This window comes from Xanthomonas sp. LMG 12462 (assembly GCF_009192885.1).
In the GTDB taxonomy this organism is placed as follows: Bacteria; Pseudomonadota; Gammaproteobacteria; order Xanthomonadales; family Xanthomonadaceae; genus Xanthomonas_A; species Xanthomonas_A sontii.
This window is the reverse complement of sequence record NZ_NMPP01000050.1, coordinates 60663-76088: the sequence shown is the minus strand read 5'-3', so window position 1 is coordinate 76088 and position 15426 is coordinate 60663. Positions and strand designations below refer to the sequence as shown.

Annotated in this window: 14 protein-coding genes; 4 read left to right on the top strand and 10 right to left on the bottom strand. The window is 71.4% G+C overall.

The window, feature by feature from the left end; all coding sequences use genetic code 11:
• Positions 1-334 precede the first annotated feature (334 nt).
• A complete protein-coding gene (gene hemL / locus CEK69_RS13495; protein WP_152246110.1) occupies positions 335-1627 on the top strand; it encodes a glutamate-1-semialdehyde 2,1-aminomutase in 1293 nt (430 codons plus the stop codon).
• 73 nt (positions 1628-1700) lie between these two features.
• Here the strand turns inward: hemL and azu are convergent, their stop codons facing one another.
• A complete protein-coding gene (gene azu / locus CEK69_RS13490) occupies positions 1701-2156 on the bottom strand; it encodes an azurin (protein WP_152246108.1) in 456 nt (151 codons plus the stop codon).
• Between the two features lie 227 nt (positions 2157-2383).
• Here azu and CEK69_RS13485 point away from each other — a divergent pair, with 227 nt between their 5' ends.
• Positions 2384-3001: an HAD-IA family hydrolase gene (locus CEK69_RS13485; RefSeq protein WP_152246122.1), complete on the top strand. Its 618-nt coding sequence runs from the start codon at positions 2384-2386 to the stop codon at positions 2999-3001.
• A 9-nt stretch (positions 3002-3010) separates the two neighbouring features.
• Here the strand turns inward: CEK69_RS13485 and CEK69_RS13480 are convergent, their stop codons facing one another.
• Entirely contained in the window at positions 3011-4243 is a 1233-nt protein-coding gene (locus CEK69_RS13480; RefSeq protein ID WP_152246106.1) for an acetylornithine transaminase, read from the bottom strand.
• 321 nt (positions 4244-4564) lie between these two features.
• On the opposite strand from CEK69_RS13480, the gene CEK69_RS13475 reads away from it, so the two are divergent.
• Complete coding sequence (locus CEK69_RS13475; protein WP_017913432.1) at positions 4565-5434, top strand: ion transporter; 870 nt, start codon at positions 4565-4567, stop codon at positions 5432-5434.
• 4 nt (positions 5435-5438) lie between these two features.
• Here the strand turns inward: CEK69_RS13475 and CEK69_RS13470 are convergent, their stop codons facing one another.
• From CEK69_RS13470 to CEK69_RS13455, 4 genes are all read right to left on the bottom strand, one after another.
• Positions 5439-5861, bottom strand: coding sequence for a VOC family protein (locus CEK69_RS13470; RefSeq protein ID WP_017910492.1), 423 nt, complete (start codon positions 5859-5861; stop codon positions 5439-5441).
• Positions 5862-5978: 117 nt separating this feature from the next.
• Complete coding sequence (locus CEK69_RS13465) at positions 5979-7139, bottom strand: ROK family transcriptional regulator (protein WP_193313987.1); 1161 nt, start codon at positions 7137-7139, stop codon at positions 5979-5981.
• 190 nt (positions 7140-7329) lie between these two features.
• Positions 7330-8145: an NAD(P)-dependent oxidoreductase gene (locus CEK69_RS13460; protein ID WP_152246104.1), complete on the bottom strand. Its 816-nt coding sequence runs from the start codon at positions 8143-8145 to the stop codon at positions 7330-7332.
• Between the two features lie 133 nt (positions 8146-8278).
• The gene (locus CEK69_RS13455; RefSeq protein WP_017913428.1) at positions 8279-8941 is read right to left on the bottom strand and encodes a serine/threonine-protein kinase; all 663 of its coding nucleotides are present in this window, start codon (positions 8939-8941) and stop codon (positions 8279-8281) included.
• A 330-nt stretch (positions 8942-9271) separates the two neighbouring features.
• Here CEK69_RS13455 and CEK69_RS13450 point away from each other — a divergent pair, with 330 nt between their 5' ends.
• The gene (locus CEK69_RS13450; RefSeq protein WP_148829812.1) at positions 9272-11284 is read left to right on the top strand and encodes a bifunctional DedA family/phosphatase PAP2 family protein; all 2013 of its coding nucleotides are present in this window, start codon (positions 9272-9274) and stop codon (positions 11282-11284) included.
• Positions 11285-11363: 79 nt separating this feature from the next.
• Here CEK69_RS13450 and CEK69_RS13445 read toward each other — a convergent pair whose 3' ends face one another.
• The 4 genes from CEK69_RS13445 to CEK69_RS13430 all read right to left on the bottom strand — a co-directional run bounded on the left by CEK69_RS13445 (position 11364) and on the right by CEK69_RS13430 (position 15290).
• Positions 11364-11846 (bottom strand): protease inhibitor I42 family protein, encoded by a 483-nt coding sequence (locus CEK69_RS13445; RefSeq protein ID WP_152246102.1) that lies wholly within the window; start codon positions 11844-11846, stop codon positions 11364-11366.
• A 279-nt stretch (positions 11847-12125) separates the two neighbouring features.
• Positions 12126-12707, bottom strand: a complete 582-nt coding sequence (locus CEK69_RS13440) for an LON peptidase substrate-binding domain-containing protein (protein WP_152246100.1) — start codon at positions 12705-12707, stop codon at positions 12126-12128.
• A 28-nt stretch (positions 12708-12735) separates the two neighbouring features.
• Positions 12736-14175, bottom strand: a complete 1440-nt coding sequence (gene mpl / locus CEK69_RS13435) for a UDP-N-acetylmuramate:L-alanyl-gamma-D-glutamyl-meso-diaminopimelate ligase (RefSeq protein ID WP_152246098.1) — start codon at positions 14173-14175, stop codon at positions 12736-12738.
• A 551-nt stretch (positions 14176-14726) separates the two neighbouring features.
• Entirely contained in the window at positions 14727-15290 is a 564-nt protein-coding gene (locus CEK69_RS13430; RefSeq protein ID WP_010343370.1) for an adenylate kinase, read from the bottom strand.
• Between the last annotated feature and the right edge of the window lie 136 nt (positions 15291-15426).

Sequence of the window (15426 nt, the reverse complement as noted above, 5' to 3'; positions counted from 1 at the left end):
CGCCCCCCCCCGACCCCACCCCCTACGGGAGTGGGGTGTTGATCCGCCTGCGCGCGTCGGGACCATGGCCCGCTTTTCGGGGGAAGGTGCCCCGCAGGGGCGGATGAGGGTGCGGACGCAGCCTCATGCACCCAAATACCGCGAGCCGCTCCGCGCCGGACCCTCACCCCAACCCCTCTCCCGGTGGGAGAGGGGCTTGAAGCAAATCCACGGCGCGGCGCCGGCTGCGGCAGGATCGACGACATGGCGCACACCGGCGGCAGCCGCGACAATAGACGGCCTCGCTCCGCGCCCGGCCGGTCGGCCCGGCCAGCATCGCCAAGGATTTCCGCTCATGACCCATTCCCGCTCGCACGCCCTGTTCGCCCAAGCGCAGTCGCTGATTCCCGGCGGCGTCAATTCGCCGGTGCGCGCCTTCAAGTCGGTGGGCGGCGAGCCGTTCTTCGTGCAGCGCGCCGATGGCCCGTACCTGTACGACGTCGACGGCAACCGCTACATCGACTACGTCGGTTCCTGGGGGCCGATGATCGCCGGGCACAATCATCCGGCGGTGCGCGAAGCGGTGCAGCGCGCGATCGGCGACGGGCTGTCGTTCGGCGCGCCGTGCCCGGCCGAGGTGACGATGGCGCAGACCATCACCCGGCTGGTGCCGTCCTGCGAGATGGTGCGCATGGTCAACTCCGGCACCGAAGCCACGCTGTCGGCGGTGCGGCTGGCGCGCGGCGCCACCGGGCGCAACCGCATCGTCAAGTTCGAAGGCTGCTACCACGGCCACGGCGATTCGTTCCTGGTCAAGGCCGGCAGCGGCATGCTGACCCTGGGCGTGCCGACCTCGCCGGGCGTGCCGGCCGGCCTGAGTGAACTTACCGCCACCCTGGCCTACAACGATGCCGAGGGTGCCACCGCGCTGTTCGAGGAGATCGGCCACGAGATCGCCGCGGTCATCATCGAGCCCGTGGTCGGCAACGCCAACTGCATCCCGCCGCGTCCCGGCTATCTGCAGCACCTGCGCGACCTGTGCACGCAGCACGGCGCGCTGCTGATCTTCGACGAGGTGATGACCGGGTTCCGCGTCGCCCTGGGCGGCGCGCAGGCGCACTACGGGGTCACGCCGGACCTGACCACCTTCGGCAAGATCATCGGTGGCGGCATGCCGGTGGGTGCCTATGGCGGGCGCGCCGAGCTGATGCGGCAGGTGGCGCCATCCGGGCCGATCTACCAGGCCGGCACGCTCAGCGGCAATCCGGTGGCGATGGCCGCCGGGCTGGCGATGCTGGAACTGATCCAGGCGCCGGGCTTCCACCAGCGCCTGGACGCGGCCACCGCGCAGCTATGCGCCGGCCTGGAAGCCGCCGCGGCGGCGGCCGGCGTGGCGGTCACCACCAACCAGGTCGGCGCGATGTTCGGGCTGTTCTTCACCACCGACAAGGTGGAGACCTATGCGCAGGCCACCGCCTGCGACACCGCCGCGTTCAACCGCTTCTTCCACGCGATGCTGGAGCGCGGTGTGTTCCTGGCGCCGTCGGCCTACGAGGCCGGCTTCGTCTCCAGTGCGCACGACCAGGACGTGCTGGAGGCCACCCTGGCCGCGGCGCGCGAGGCGTTCGCGGTGGTCGCCGCCGGCTGAGATGCCGGTGCCACGACCCTGGCATGACGACAACGCGCGGCGCCGATGGCCGGCGCCGCGCCGCTGCGCTGGATCAACCGAACACGAACTTGCCCTTCATCACCGCCCAGTGTCCCGGGAACGAGCAGAAGAAGGTGTAGTCCCCACCCTTGCTCAGCTTGGCGGTGGAGAACTTGACCGTGTCCGACTGCCCGGCGCCGATCACCTTGGTGTGGGCGATGATCCGCGGATCGTTCTTGGGCAGGTAGTTGTCGGCCAGGCTGGAACTGGTGCCGGCATTGGCCACCGCCTGGAAATCCGGGGTCTTGGTCAGCACCCAGTTGTGGCCCATCACCGCGGCGGCGAGCTTGCCGCTGTGCTTGAGCGTCACCGCCACCTCGGTGCAATCGGCCGCGACCTTGATCTGGGTCTGGTCGTAGGACATCTGGTCGGTGCCGGTGATGGTCACCGCGCAGGTCTTGGCCCAGGCGGCAGGCGCGAACGCGAGGCCGGCAAGGACGAGCAGCAGGGATGGAAGCTTGGTGTTCAAGGCGGGTTCCTCGGCAAGAAAGACAACACTGCGCCACGGCAGGTCGCGCGCGTGGCGGCGTGCCCCGACTGTCCGCCGGCCCGCGATGGCTTGTCAACGACAAGCGATGGCGCATTGCATCATCGGCACGCGCGGCGGCACGCGGCGGCGCCCCCGCAGAGCGGCGTGAGCTTCGCTGCTCCCGCGCCACGCCAGCCGCCACTCACCCAGGCCTCCTCATGTCCGCAATGACCCGCGCGCGGCCGGCGCTGCTGCTGCTCGATTTCGACGGCGTGCTGGCGCGCTACACGCGTGCCGACCGCATCGCCGCGCTGGCCGCGCACTGCCGCTGCGAGACCGCACAGGTGCGCGAGGTCCTGTTCGGTTCCGGACTGGAGACCGCCTACGACGGCGGCGAACTCGACACCGCCGCCTACCTGCAGCGATTGAGCGCGGGCCTGGGTGCCGCCGTGGACGCGGACGCGTGGATCGCCGCGCGGGTGGCGGCCAGCCGCGCCGACGCCGGTGCGGTCGCGCAGGTGCTGGCACTGGCCGAGCGCGTGGCCATCGGCGTGCTGACCAACAACGGTGCGCTGATGGCGCAGGCGATGCCGCAGATCGTGCCCGCGCTGTTTCCGCTGCTGCACGGGCACGTGCTGTGCAGCGGCAGCCTGGGCGGGCGCAAGCCGGACGCGACGGTGTATCGGCACGCGCTGGCGCACTTCGATGTCGCCCCGCGGCAGGCGCTGTTCATCGACGACCTGTTCGTCAATGTGCGCGGCGCCCGCGCGATCGGCATGGCCGCGGAAACCGCCAGCGGCGCGCGCGCCCTGCGCCGCGCGCTGGCGCGGCACGGCCTGGGCTGAGTCGACGACTCAGCGCGCGGCGAGGTAGGCGCGCAGCGCGCTGCGCAAGCGCGCCAGGCCTTCGCCCAGTTCGGCATCGGTGAGGTTGAGCGCAGGCACGAAGCGCAGCACGTCCGGGCCCGCCTGCAGGGTCAGCAAACCATGCGCGGCGGCGTGGTCGAGGATGGCGCCGGCCTGTCCGGCATGCGCCGGCGCCAGCACCGCACCCAGCATCAGCCCGCGGCCGCGAACCTGCGAGAACAACGCGAACTCGTCGTTGAGCGCCGCCAGGCCGGCACGCAGCGCCGCCGATTGCCGCGACACGTTGGCGGCGATCGCCGTCGAGGCCAGCTTGCGCAGCGCCACCCGCGCCACCGCCGCGGCCAGCGGGTTGCCGCCGAAGGTGGTGCCGTGCGCGCCGAACTGCATGGTCTCGGCGACCTTCGGCCCGGCCAGCAGCGCGCCGATCGGGAAGCCGCCGCCCAGCGCCTTGGCCAGGGTCACGATGTCGGGGGTGACCTGGTCCTGCCAGTGCGCGAACAGGGTGCCGGTGCGGCCCATGCCGCACTGGATCTCGTCCAGCACCAGCAGCGCGCCGTGGTGGTCGCACAGCGCCCGCACCTGCGCCAGGAAGCCCGGCGCCGCCGGCATCACCCCGCCCTCGCCCTGCACCGGCTCCAGCATCACCGCGGCCACGTCGCCAGCGGCCATCGCCGTTTCCAGTTGCACGATGTCGTTGAAGTCGACGTAGCGGAAACCGCCGGGCAGCGGCTCGTAGCCCTCCTGGTACTTGGGCTGCGCGGTGGCGGTCACCGCGGCCAGGGTGCGGCCGTGGAAACTGCCGCGGAAGGTGACGATCACCCGCCGCTGCGGCGGACGACCCTGGGCGGTGGCCCACTTGCGCACCAGCTTGATCGCCGCCTCGTTGGCCTCGGCGCCGGAATTGCACAGGTAGGCCTTCTCCGCGAAGCGCGAGGCCACCACCAGTTCCTCGACCAGGCGCAGCGGCGGCTCGCTGTAGAACACGTTGCTGGTGTGCCACAGCTTGCCGGCCTGTTCGAGCAGCGCCGCCTGCAGGTCCGGATCGTTGTGGCCGAGCCCGCACACGGCGATGCCGGCGGACAGGTCGATGTAGTCGCGTCCCTCGCTGTCCCACACCCGTGCGCCCTGGCCGCGCTCCAGCACCAGTTGGCGCGGACGGTAGATCGGCAGCGCGTAGCGTTGGCCGAGGGCGATCAGCTCCGCGGCGGAAGAAGCGGTCATCGAGGCAGTCCTGCGGGGAAAGCGCCGATTATAAGACCGCCGGCAGCGCTCGGCCGGGGACTGCCGGCCGCCGCCTGGACCGACGGGGCGGCAGGCTGCTGTGCCACACCGCCGCCGCCCGCGCGCGTGCCGCAGCAACCCCACCACGCCGTTGCTCGACATGCGGGAGGGACTTCAGTCCCGACGCGTCAGCGCGACGGCGTCGGGGCGGAAGCCCCTCCCACAGGGGGCTCTCCAGCAGCCGCGTCGCATCCGATCAGGACGCCGCCTGCCGCGGCGCGCGCGCCCGCGACCGCAAGGCGGCTCGGGTAGCATGGGCGCATGCGATTTTTCCTCGATTCCCCGCTCGCCCCGGCGACCGAGCACGGCTGGCGGCGCCGCTGGTTCGACATCATCTATCGGCACGACACCACGCCTTCGCGCAACTTCGACCTGTTGCTGGTCGCGGCGATCCTGGCCAGCGTCGCGGTGATCCTGGTCGACAGCGTGCCGGCGCTGCACAGCCGTTACGCCGGCGCGCTGTACGTGCTGGAGTGGGGCTTCACCGTGCTGTTCACCGCCGAGTACGCCTTGCGCCTGGCCACGGTACAGCGGCCGCTGCGCTATGCGCTGAGCTTCTGGGGCGTGATCGACCTGTTGTCGATCCTGCCCACCTACATCTCGTTTCTGCTGCCCGGTGCGCAGACCCTGCTGGTGGTGCGCGTGCTGCGGGTGCTGCGGCTGTTCCGCATCCTCAAGCTGACCCGCTATGTCGAGGAAAGCAGCCTGCTGGTCGATGCGTTGTGGCGCAGCCGGCGCAAGGTGTTCGTGTTCCTGTTCACGGTGATCACCCTGGTGGTGATCTTCGGCGCGCTGATGTACGTGGTCGAAGGCCCGGCCAACGGCTTCACCAGCATCCCCACCGCGATGTACTGGGCGGTGGTGACGATGGCCACGGTCGGCTTCGGCGACATCGCCCCGCTCACCCCGCTGGGCCGCGCCATCACCTCGGTGCTGATCCTGATCGGCTACAGCATCATTGCCGTGCCCACCGGCATCTACACTGCGGAACTGGCCAACAGCCTGCGCGATGCCGACCGCAGCCGCGCGCCGGATCGACGCACCTGCGCGCACTGCGGCCTGCACGGCCACGACCGCAACGCCGGCTATTGCCGGGGCTGCGGCCAGGCGTTGCCCGAGACGGTGCCCTGAGCCCTTACCAGACGCCCGTGTTCGGCATCGACGCCCACGGCTCGGCCGGCGCCAGCGCCTCGCCCTTCTGCAGCAGCTCGATCGAGATCAGGTCCGGGCTGCGCACGAAGGCCATGCGCCCGTCGCGCGGCGGACGGTTGATGGTCACGCCGAGCGACTGCAGGTGCGCGCAAAGGGCGTAGATGTCGTCGACCTCGAAGGCCAGGTGGCCGAAGTTGCGGGCGCTGCCGTAGTCCTCGTCCGAGCCCCAGTTGTAGGTCAGTTCGACCTCGGCTTCCGGGTTCTCCGGCGCGCCGAAGTACACCAGGGTGAACTTGCCGGCTTCGTTCTCGATGCGGCGGGTTTCGTGCAGGCCCAGACCTTCGGTGAAGAACGTGCTGGTCTTCTCCAGGTCGTGGACGCGGATCATGGCGTGCAGGTATTTCATCGTGACAACTCCGAGGGTGGGGGATGGGACGCGTGCCGTACCGCAATGGCGCGCGGAAAGGGCGCATAGGGTAGCGCCGGCGGCGTGCAGGCATGGCGACGCCGCGGCGGGACCGGTTCAGCGGAAATAGCAGGCCTTCAACGGCAGCGCCGCCGCGCCCACCGCGCTGGCATCGGCGGTGGCCGCGGCAGGCAGCAGCCACGGCAACGGCCGCGCCTGGCCGCGGCGCGGCTGGTTGTCGATGCGCACGTGCGGAATCAGCCGCGTGGCCAGTTCGCGCGGCATGCGCCCGCCGAACACCACCGCCTGCGGATCGAAGATCGCCACGATCGCCGAGACGATCAGCGACAGGCCCGGCGCCACCCGCGCGATCCAGCGCTCGATCGCCGGCCACGCCGGATCGTAGGCGGCCAGCAGCGCGCGGATGTCGGGCAGCGCGATGCCGTCTTCGGCCAGCAGTTGCCGCAACAGTTCCAGCGTGCCGCGCTCCAGCCCCTGCTGCGGCAGCATGCCGGCGAACTCGCCGGCGTTGCCGTGCGCGCCGCGCAGGCAGGTGCCGTCGATCACCACGCCGCCGCCCAGGCCGTAGTTGAAGTGCAGATAGGCGAAATCGCGGTACTGGCGGCCGATGCCGAGCAGGCTCTCGCCCGCCGCCGCCACCGTGCCGTCGTTGTCCACCCACACCGGCAGGCACAGCGCCTCGGCCAGCCAGTCGCCGATCGACAGCTCGCCCAGCGCGCGCAGCGGCTCGGGCGGATTCATGTGCACGCCGTCCTCGACGAAGAAGCCGGTCATCGCCACCCCCGCGCCCAGGCGCGGACCCAGCCCGGCGCCGGCCGCCGCGGTCAGCGCCGCATCGGCCTCACGCAGTTGCGCCAGCAGCGCGGCCGGCTCGGTCGAGCGCAGCGCATGTTCGGCGGTGCCGCGGATCTGCCCGCTGAAATCCAGCAGCGCCAGCGACAGCGCATCGGTGGCGATGGCGTAGCCGACGGTATGGCCGTAGCCGGGATTGAGCGCGATGCCCGCGCCCGGCTTGCCGCGGCCCGCGTGCGCCAGCGAGGCACCGATCGCGACCAGGCCGCGCTCGGCCAGCGCGTCGACCAGGCGCACCGCCGACTGCACGGTCAGCCCGGTGCTGCGGCTGAGATCGGCGCGGGTGGCGGTGCCGGCCAGGCGCAGGCGATCGAGCATGTGCCGCTCGTTGTCGCTGAGATCGGCGTGGATGGCGTGGCGGGACTCGGGAAGACGCGGCAGGGCGACGGCGACTGGAGCGGGCATGGGCGGCGGTGGCATCAAGACCCCGGCAGCATAGCCGCGCCGCGCGTGGTCATCGCGGCAGCGAACGCGATCGGATGGAACAGAGCGTTTGTGCAACGCGTCGCCGCGCGTAGCCGGCGGGTTGCGATCATGGCCTTGCAACGCCCGCAACGCGCGGCCGCGGCACACCTGGCGACGCGGGCGCCGCGTCTCAGTCCAGGAACAGGTCCGGCAGCAGCGGCTGCGACGGATCCAGCGCGTAGCCGGACAGGTCGTGCACGCCCGCCTCGGCCAGCACCGCGTCGTCGATCAGGAACTGGCCATAGAAACCGGCCGCCGGCCGGGTCAGCACGGCGTGCGCGGCGTCGGCCATGATCTCCGGGCGGCGGCCGTTGCCGGCGTCGACGCCGGGAATCATGTTCAGCGCCTCGGTGGCGATCAGCGTGCGCGGCCACAGCGCATTGACGGCAACGCCCTGCGGGCCGAACTCGCCGGCCAGGCCGAGGGTGACGAAGCTCATGCCCATCTTCGCCAGCGTGTAGCCGGTATGCGGCGCCCACCACTTCGGGTCCAGCGACGGCGGCGGCGCCAGGGTCAGGATGTGCGGGTTGGCGCTGCGCAGCAGGTGCGGCAGGCAGGCCTGGGCGCACAGGAAACTGCCGCGCGCATTGACCTGCTGCATCAGGTCGAAGCGCTTCATCGGCGTCTCCAGTGCGCCCCGCAGCCAGATCGCGCTGGCGTTGTTGACCAGGACGTCGATGCCGCCGAAGGCCTCCACCGTCGCCGCCACCGCCGCACGCACCTGCTCCTCCTCGCGAATGTCGCACTTCAGCGCCAGCGCGCGCCCACCGGCCGCCTCCACCGCCGCCGCGGCGGTGTGGATGGTGCCAGGCAGCTTGGGATTGGGCACCGCCGACTTCGCCGCGATCGCCACATTGGCGCCATCGCGCGCCGCCCGCAGCGCGATCGCCAGCCCGATGCCGCGCGAGGCGCCGGTGATGAGGAGTGTTTTACCTTTGAGGGTCATTGGAGTGGGAATGGAGAATGGGGAACCGGGAATGGGAAAAGCTTAGCGCCTTATCGCTGCGTACCCGTCAGACCAGACGCACGCGGATTCCGTTTTTTCCATTCCCCATTCTCCATTCCCCACTCCCGGCCTTTCAGGGCTTCGGCCCCTGTCCCTCGTTGTCTTCCCACTTGAGCAGGCGCCGGGTGACGAAGCGGTACACCGGCTTGCCGCTGGCGAACCACAGTTCGCGCACCCAGGAATGGCGCTTGAGCAGGCGCCGTTCGACCGGGGTCAGCGCGTGCGCGCAGTACATGCGCTTGTGCTTGAGCAGATGGCGCAGGTCTTCGCGCGCCAGCAGGCGCATCCAGCGCGAACGCGGCGCGCCGCGCACGGCCAGCTGGAAATCGATCAGCGCCGGGCTGCCGTCGGCCAGCACCAGCCAGTTGGCCTCCTTGGCCAGGTCGTTGTGCGCCACCCCGCGCCGGTGCACCTGCTGCAGCAGGCGCCGCGCAGCGCGGAAATAGGCCAGGTCGCCGCGCGGCGGCCGCTGGTACATCGCCGCGCCGTCCAGATAACTGCGATCCAGGAAGGTGCCGTCCCAGCCGCGCAGCTGCGGCGTCGCCGCCATGCCGTTCAGCTGCCGCAGGGCGAGCGCCTCGCGCCGCGCCAGCCACCATGCGGGCAGCCGCAGCCACCACGGCGAGGCGGTGAGGTCGCGGCGGACGAAGCGCGCCTCGCCCTCGCCCAGCAGCAGGATGCGGCCGAAGCTGTCGGCCTTGAGGATCTGGACGGTGCGGGAAGCGGGGGCAGGCATCCGGCCAGTGTAGAGCGTGCGACGCGGTTTGACGGGTCTGCGCGGTCGCCCGCCACCTCCAGGCAGGCACCTGGTCCGGTGCTGGTCACCTGGGCGTCGTGCCAGGCGCCACCGCACGCCGCGCGTGCGTGACGCCGCCGCCCTGCGAAGCGACGGCGTCACGCACCGGCTTCGGCGCGGCGGCGCTGCCATCCCCGGCACGGGACGGCGACCGCGACGCGCCCGACGGCAGACTAGGTCTGCCGGGCGGCCCGGTTGCGCAAGGCCGGTCGCCCGACACGGCACCCCGGCGCTAACGGACCGTCATCGCGCTCCCTCTATACTTGCCCGATGAATGCCTCATGGACCGATGCCACGCTGGAGTGGATCGCAGCACACCCCATCCTGGCCGGCGCGGTCATCTTCGCCATCGCGTTCTGCGATGCGGTCATCATCCTCGGCACCCTGGTGCCGGCGCTGCCGCTGCTGTTCGCGATCGGCGTGCTGATCGGCCTGGGCCAGATCTCCGGCCCGTACGCGGTGGTCAGCGCCGCGCTCGGGGCGCTGATCGGCGATGCGCTCAGCTACTGGGTCGGCTATCGCTGGGGCCATCAGTTGCGCAACTACTGGCCGTTCAAGCGCTATCCGCAGTTGCTCGACCGCGGCGAGGCGATGTTCCGCCGCAATGCCTTCAAGAGCATCCTGGTGGCGCGCTATGTCGGCGCCATCCGTCCGTTCGTGCCGGCAGTGGCGGGCATGATGAAGATGCCGCTGCGGCGCTATCTGCTGCCCAGCAGCGTGGCCGCGGTGACCTGGTCGCTGCTGTTTCTGGGACCGGGCTGGCTGCTGGGCCAGGCCTACGACGCGGTGGCCGCGGTCGCCGGGCGCCTGTTCCTGGTGCTGGGCCTGCTGGCGCTGGCGCTGGGCCTGGTGTGGGCCATCGTGCTGTACGGCTACCGCTGGTCGGCGGGGCACATGGACGCACTGCTGGCGCGCGGCCTGGACTGGTCGCGCCGGCACCCGGTGCTGGGCCGCTACTCGATCGCGGTGTTCGACCCGCAGCGCCGCGAATCGGTGCCGCTGGCGATGCTGGCGGTGATGCTGCTGGCGCTGGGCTGGGGCTGGTTCGCGCTGCTGATGGTGGTGGTGGCGCACGGCGAGCCGCTGCGCCTGGACCTGGCCGTGCACGACCTGATGCTGGCCCTGCGCAACCCACTGGCCGACTATCCGATGACCGCACTGGCCTCGCTCGGCGACTGGCAGGTGCTGCTGCCGCCGACCGCGCTGGGCCTGCTCTACCTGGCCTGGCGCCGACGCTGGATGGCCGCGGCGCACTGGCTGGCGGCGCTGGCGTTCGGCCTGGCCCTGACCAAGCTGCTCGGCACCACCGTGCACGTGGTACGGCCGCCAGCGGCCAGCAGCGGTTTCGGCTTCCCCTCGGTGGCGGTGACCATGGCCACCATCAGCTTCGGCTTCTTCGCGGTGCTGATCGCACGCGAGTTGCCCGGGCGCTCGCGGGTGTGGCCGTACCTGCTGTCCGGCGCGGTGGTGACCCTGATCGGCTTCGCCCGCCTGTACCTGGGCGCGCACTGGCTCAGCGACGTGGTCGGCGGCATGCTGTTCGGCATCTTCTGGCTGCTGGTGCTGGGCATCGCCTACCGCCGCCGCTTCAACCGCGGCTTCTGGATGAAGCCGCTGGCCTGGCTGTTCTACGGCGGCTTCGCGATCGCCGCGCTGTGGTACGCGCCGCGCCAGCTGGAACGCAAGCTGGCCAAGTTCGAACCGCCGCCGCCGCAGGTCACGCAACTGGCGGACGCGGCCTGGTGGCAGCACGACTGGCGCACCCTGCCGTCGCGGCGCAACGAGTTCGACGACGACCAGCGCTGGCCGCTGGACATCCAGGTGGCCGGGCCGCTGGCGCCGCTGCAGCGCCAGCTCGAAGCGGCCGGCTGGCGCGTGCAGCCGCAGGCCGGCTGGCAGCAGGCGCTGCAGTTGCTCGACTACAAGGCCACGCCGGCGCAGGTGCCGGTGCTGCCGGCGACGCTGGACACGCGGGTGGAATCGCTGCTGATGCTGCGCCCCGGTCCGAATCCGGACGAGCTGTACGCGCTGCGCCTGTGGCCGGCGCCGGCGCGCCTGCAGCCGGGCAACGTGCCGCTGTGGCTGGGCAGCGCGCAGAGCCTGCGCTACGAGCGCCACTTCAACCTGATCGGCCTGTGGCGACCGCTGCGCGGCGCCGATCCGGCGCTCAATGCGGTGACCGAGGCGCTGCACGCGCTGCCCATGCGCAAGGACATGCATCGCCGCAGCGAAATCCCGGTGCTGCTGGTGCGCAGCGAAGGCGAAGCGCCGCCGTCGCCCTGAGCGGCGGCGGCGGTACGCCTCAGGCTTGAACCGGTCGGCACGGCGCTGCCCTGCAGGCGCCGGCGGCGGGCGATGGCGGCTACTTCACCTCGACCCGGATCGAACGCGAGTCGGTGGCACGGTCCTCCCAATGCCGCGAGTAGACGAGCTCGATCGCGCCGCTGCCGTGATCGGTGGCCTTGAAGGTGTAGGTGACAGTGCTGGGGCAACCCATGCGACCGGTGGCGCAGGCCGTGCCGGGTGCATGCTCGATGTCGAGCAGCGCCAGCGGCGCGGGCAAGCTGCGCAAGGCCCAGGCGCTGCCGGTCGAACCGTTCTCGGACAGGGTGATGGCGAAGAGTTGGCCACGCTGCAGCGCGAACGGCTTCATCGACGGCGCCAGGCAGGTCTTGGGCGACACCTGATCGGCATTGCCGGTGACCAGGGCGATGGAACCGCGCGGGCAGTCGGCCTGGCCCGCTGCGGCAGCGGGCGCGGGCGCGGGGGACGTCTCGGCGGCGATGGCGGGCAGGCTCAGACCGCCGCCGGCGGACAGCAACAACAGCAGGAAGGAACGCTTCATACGAAGTCCTCGATCGTGCGTGGATAGGACGTCAGGCCGCCAGGGCGGGATGCCGTTGCCGGCGGCCGGGCGCGGCCGCCGATCGCTGCCAAGCGTGGCCCGCGCCTGCTAGCGGCGCGCTGAATGCCGGCTGCGGCGCGCACGTGGGCCGCCTGTGGCGTGAACCATTCGAGAACCGCGCGCGGCGATCGTGGCTGATGATGGCGCAGCGCCGCACGGATATTGGCCGCCGCGCTCCACGTCAGGCCAGGACGGCGACACCGCCCTTGCCTGCCTCGCTCAGGGAATCCAGGCCAGCAACTGATCCAGCCGCGCGTGCGGGTCGTCTTCCTGCAGCAGCGACAGGCGCTGGCGCTCGTCCAGCGGCAGCAGTTCGGCCATGCGCCAGCCGACCCAGGCGGCCTGGTCGAGCTGGCGCGGGCCGGCCAGCGGATACACCGCGGCGGCCTGGTCGAGGATGCTGTCGAGCACGGTCGCCAACAGCGCGTGCTGCGGACGCAGTTCGTCGTCGCCATCGGCCTCGCGCCATTCCACGTCGCCGACCACCAGGCCGTTGTCGCGGACCCGGCTGCGCAGCACATGGAAGCGCCGCGCGCCACGCAAGCTCAGCACCAGCAAGCCATCGGCGCCGACATCGAAATCGACGATGCGCGCCTCGGTGCCGAACGCCGCCGGCACCGCCGGGGCGCCGGTCTCGCTGCCGTCCAGGATCAGGCAGACGCCGAAGCCGCTGTCAGTGCGCCCACATTCGCGGACCAGGTCCAGATAGCGGCGCTCGAACACCCGCAGCTTGATCGAGGCGCCGGGCAGCAACACCGCGTGCAGCGGGAACAGCGGCAGCGTGCTCCGCTGCGCGCTCACGCGCCGGCTCCGCCGTGCCCGACGACGTTCATTGCAGCGCGGCCAGGAAGCGGCGTGGCGCGCCGTCGAAGCCGCCATTGGACATGAACACCACATGGTCGCCCGCGCGCGCCTGTGCCTGCAGCGCGGCCAGCAGGGCGTCCACGTCGGGCGCCGCGCAGGCCTCGCCGCGCACCGCGGCGATCACCTTGCCCGCATCCCAGGCCAGCTCCGGCCGCTGCAGGAACACCACCGCGTCGGCGGCCTCCAGCGACGGCGCCAGCGCCTGGGCATGCGCGCCCAGCCGCATCGAATTGCTGCGCGGCTCCATCGCCACCACGATGCGCGCGGCACCGACCTTGGCGCGCAGGCCTTCGAGCGTGGTGCGGATAGCGGTGGGATGGTGGGCGAAGTCGTCGTACACGGTGATGCCCTGCGCCTGGCCGAGCACTTCCAGGCGCCGCTTGACGCTGCGGAAGCGCGCCAGCGCCGGCATCACCTGCGCCGGCGCCACGCCCACCGCATGGGCGGCGGCCAGCGCGGCCAGCGCGTTCATCACGTTGTGGCGGCCGAGCAGCGGCCAGTCCACCTCGCCCAGTTCGCGGCCCTGGTGCAGCACCGCGAAGCGGCTGCCGTCGGCGGCGATCAGACGCGCGCTCCAGTCGAAGCCGGGATCAAAGCCGAAGCGCTCCACCGGGGTCCAGCAGCCCATCGCCAGCACCTCGCGCAGGTGCGCGTCCTCGCCGTTGACGATCAGCCGCCCGCGGCGCGGCACGGTCCGCACCAGATGGTGGAACTGGCGCTGGATCGCGGCGACGTCGGGGAAGATGTCGGCGTGGTCGTATTCAAGGTTGTTGAGGATCGCCACCAGCGGCCGGTAGTGCACGAACTTGCTGCGCTTGTCGAAGAACGCGGTGTCGTACTCGTCGGCCTCGACCACAAACAGCGGGCGGCCCGCCAGGGCCGGCCCCTGATGTCCTTCTCCCTCCGGGAGAAGGTGGCGCGCAGCGCCGGATGAGGGTTGGGCGACCGGCAACCCCAGCCGCGCGGACACGCCGAAATCCTCGGCCACCCCGCCGATCAGAAAGCCCGGCTCGCGCCCGGCGGCCTGCAGCAGCCAGGTCAGGATGCTGGTGGTGGTGGTCTTGCCGTGGGTGCCGGCCACGGCCAGGGTGTCGCGCCCCGGCAGCACCTGCTCGCTCAGCCATTGCGCACCCGAGGTGTAGGCGCGCCCGGCGTCGAGCACCGCCTCCACCGCCGCGTTGCCGCGCGACAGCGCGTTGCCGACGATCACCTGGTCGCAGTCCGCGGCGATGTGCTCGGGCAGGTAGCCCTGCTTCAGCGCGATGCCAAGGTGTTCCAGCTGTGTGGACATCGGCGGGTAGATCGCCTGGTCGCTGCCCTCGACCGCATGGCCGAGTTCGCGCGCCAGCGCGGCGACACCGCCCATGAACGTACCGGCGATGCCGAGAATATGGATCTTGCTCATGGCCGGATTGTCGCCGATCCCCCGGCGCACGCAAACCTGCGCAGGTGCGGCCGTTGGCCGTGGCAGGCAGGCCGTGGGACCGATCCGGGGCAATCGTGGCGCGGCGCCGTCAAGTAGGGAATCCCCCACATCCGCTGAGGAAAGTCCCCGATAGGCAAGTCGGGAGCCGACGCCGAGAATGAACGGGCCAGCCTCGACACCCTGTGGTTCTACTCCCCAAGAGACCATCCCCAAGGGAGCTCATGTCGTGGGGCTCTGAGCAAGCCCGTTCGCTGGCACCTTCTTTCCCCGATCCCGGCCCTCCATTGGCAGGCGGGATACGCGCCCACGGTGGCCACTCGCTGTGCGCAGCGCAGCAGGACATGTCCTTACGTCGCTTTGCCGCCGCAGGAGCGGCTTCAGCCGCGACGTGCCTTACCAGGTATGCGTGTCGCGGCGGAAACCGCTCGTACGGGCGGGCGTGGCGCGTCGTGACGGGAGGCGCACCGCCACCGGTACGGCGCCGTCTGCACGACCGGCACCCGCGGCGGGCGCCGGCGTGCCGTGCCGCCTCAGCGGCCGATCGCCGCCAGGATGCGGGCGAGCACCTCGTCCAGCGAGCCGACGCCATCCACTCGCGCCAGCGTGCCGCGCTTGTCGTAGAAGCCGATCACCGGCGCGGTCGAATCGGTGTAGACCTGCAGGCGCTTGCGCACCGACTCGGGATTGTCGTCCTCGCGGCCTTCGGCCTTGGCGCGGCCGGCGATGCGCTCGACCAGCAGTTCGTTGGCCACGTCCAGCTGCACCACCGCGTCCAGCGGCTGGCCGAGCTTGGCCAGCAGTTCGTCCAGCGCGCCGGCCTGGGCCAGATTGCGCGGGTAGCCGTCGAGGATGAAGCCGTTGCGCACGTCGTCGCGGCCGAGGCGCGATTCGAGCATGCCGAGCAGGATGTCGTCGGAGACCAGGTCGCCGCGCGCCATCACTTCCTTGGCCTGCACGCCCAGCGGGGTGCCGGCGGCGACTTCGGCGCGCAGCAGATCGCCGGTGGAGATGTGCGGGATCTGCAGCTTGTCCTTCAGGCGGGCCGCCTGCGTGCCCTTGCCCGATCCGGGCGGTCCCAACAGAACCAATCGCATCAACCTGACTCCTCGAGGAAAGTACCGTGCGCGGCCGGCGGCGTTAGACTCGGGGGCCACGCCTGCGCTGCACCGCTAGAGCCCCAGCTTACCGCATCCAGGCAATGTCCCGGCAATGTCCCCACCCCAGGAGCGA

What these genes read in the sequence shown, in the direction of transcription:
- hemL (WP_152246110.1), top strand. Translation starts at nt 335, where the DNA reads ATGACCCATTCCCGCTCGCACGCCCTGTTCGCCCAAGCGCAGTCGCTG.
- CEK69_RS13485 (WP_152246122.1), top strand. Translation starts at nt 2,384, where the DNA reads ATGACCCGCGCGCGGCCGGCGCTGCTGCTGCTCGATTTCGACGGCGTG.
- CEK69_RS13480 (WP_152246106.1), bottom strand. Translation starts at nt 4,243, where the DNA reads ATGACCGCTTCTTCCGCCGCGGAGCTGATCGCCCTCGGCCAACGCTAC.
- CEK69_RS13475 (WP_017913432.1), top strand. Translation starts at nt 4,565, where the DNA reads ATGCGATTTTTCCTCGATTCCCCGCTCGCCCCGGCGACCGAGCACGGC.
- CEK69_RS13470 (WP_017910492.1), bottom strand. Translation starts at nt 5,861, where the DNA reads ATGAAATACCTGCACGCCATGATCCGCGTCCACGACCTGGAGAAGACC.
- CEK69_RS13465 (WP_193313987.1), bottom strand. Translation starts at nt 7,139, where the DNA reads ATGCCCGCTCCAGTCGCCGTCGCCCTGCCGCGTCTTCCCGAGTCCCGC.
- CEK69_RS13460 (WP_152246104.1), bottom strand. Translation starts at nt 8,145, where the DNA reads ATGACCCTCAAAGGTAAAACACTCCTCATCACCGGCGCCTCGCGCGGC.
- CEK69_RS13455 (WP_017913428.1), bottom strand. Translation starts at nt 8,941, where the DNA reads ATGCCTGCCCCCGCTTCCCGCACCGTCCAGATCCTCAAGGCCGACAGC.
- CEK69_RS13450 (WP_148829812.1), top strand. Translation starts at nt 9,272, where the DNA reads ATGAATGCCTCATGGACCGATGCCACGCTGGAGTGGATCGCAGCACAC.
- CEK69_RS13445 (WP_152246102.1), bottom strand. Translation starts at nt 11,846, where the DNA reads ATGAAGCGTTCCTTCCTGCTGTTGTTGCTGTCCGCCGGCGGCGGTCTG.
- mpl (WP_152246098.1), bottom strand. Translation starts at nt 14,175, where the DNA reads ATGAGCAAGATCCATATTCTCGGCATCGCCGGTACGTTCATGGGCGGT.
- CEK69_RS13430 (WP_010343370.1), bottom strand. Translation starts at nt 15,290, where the DNA reads ATGCGATTGGTTCTGTTGGGACCGCCCGGATCGGGCAAGGGCACGCAG.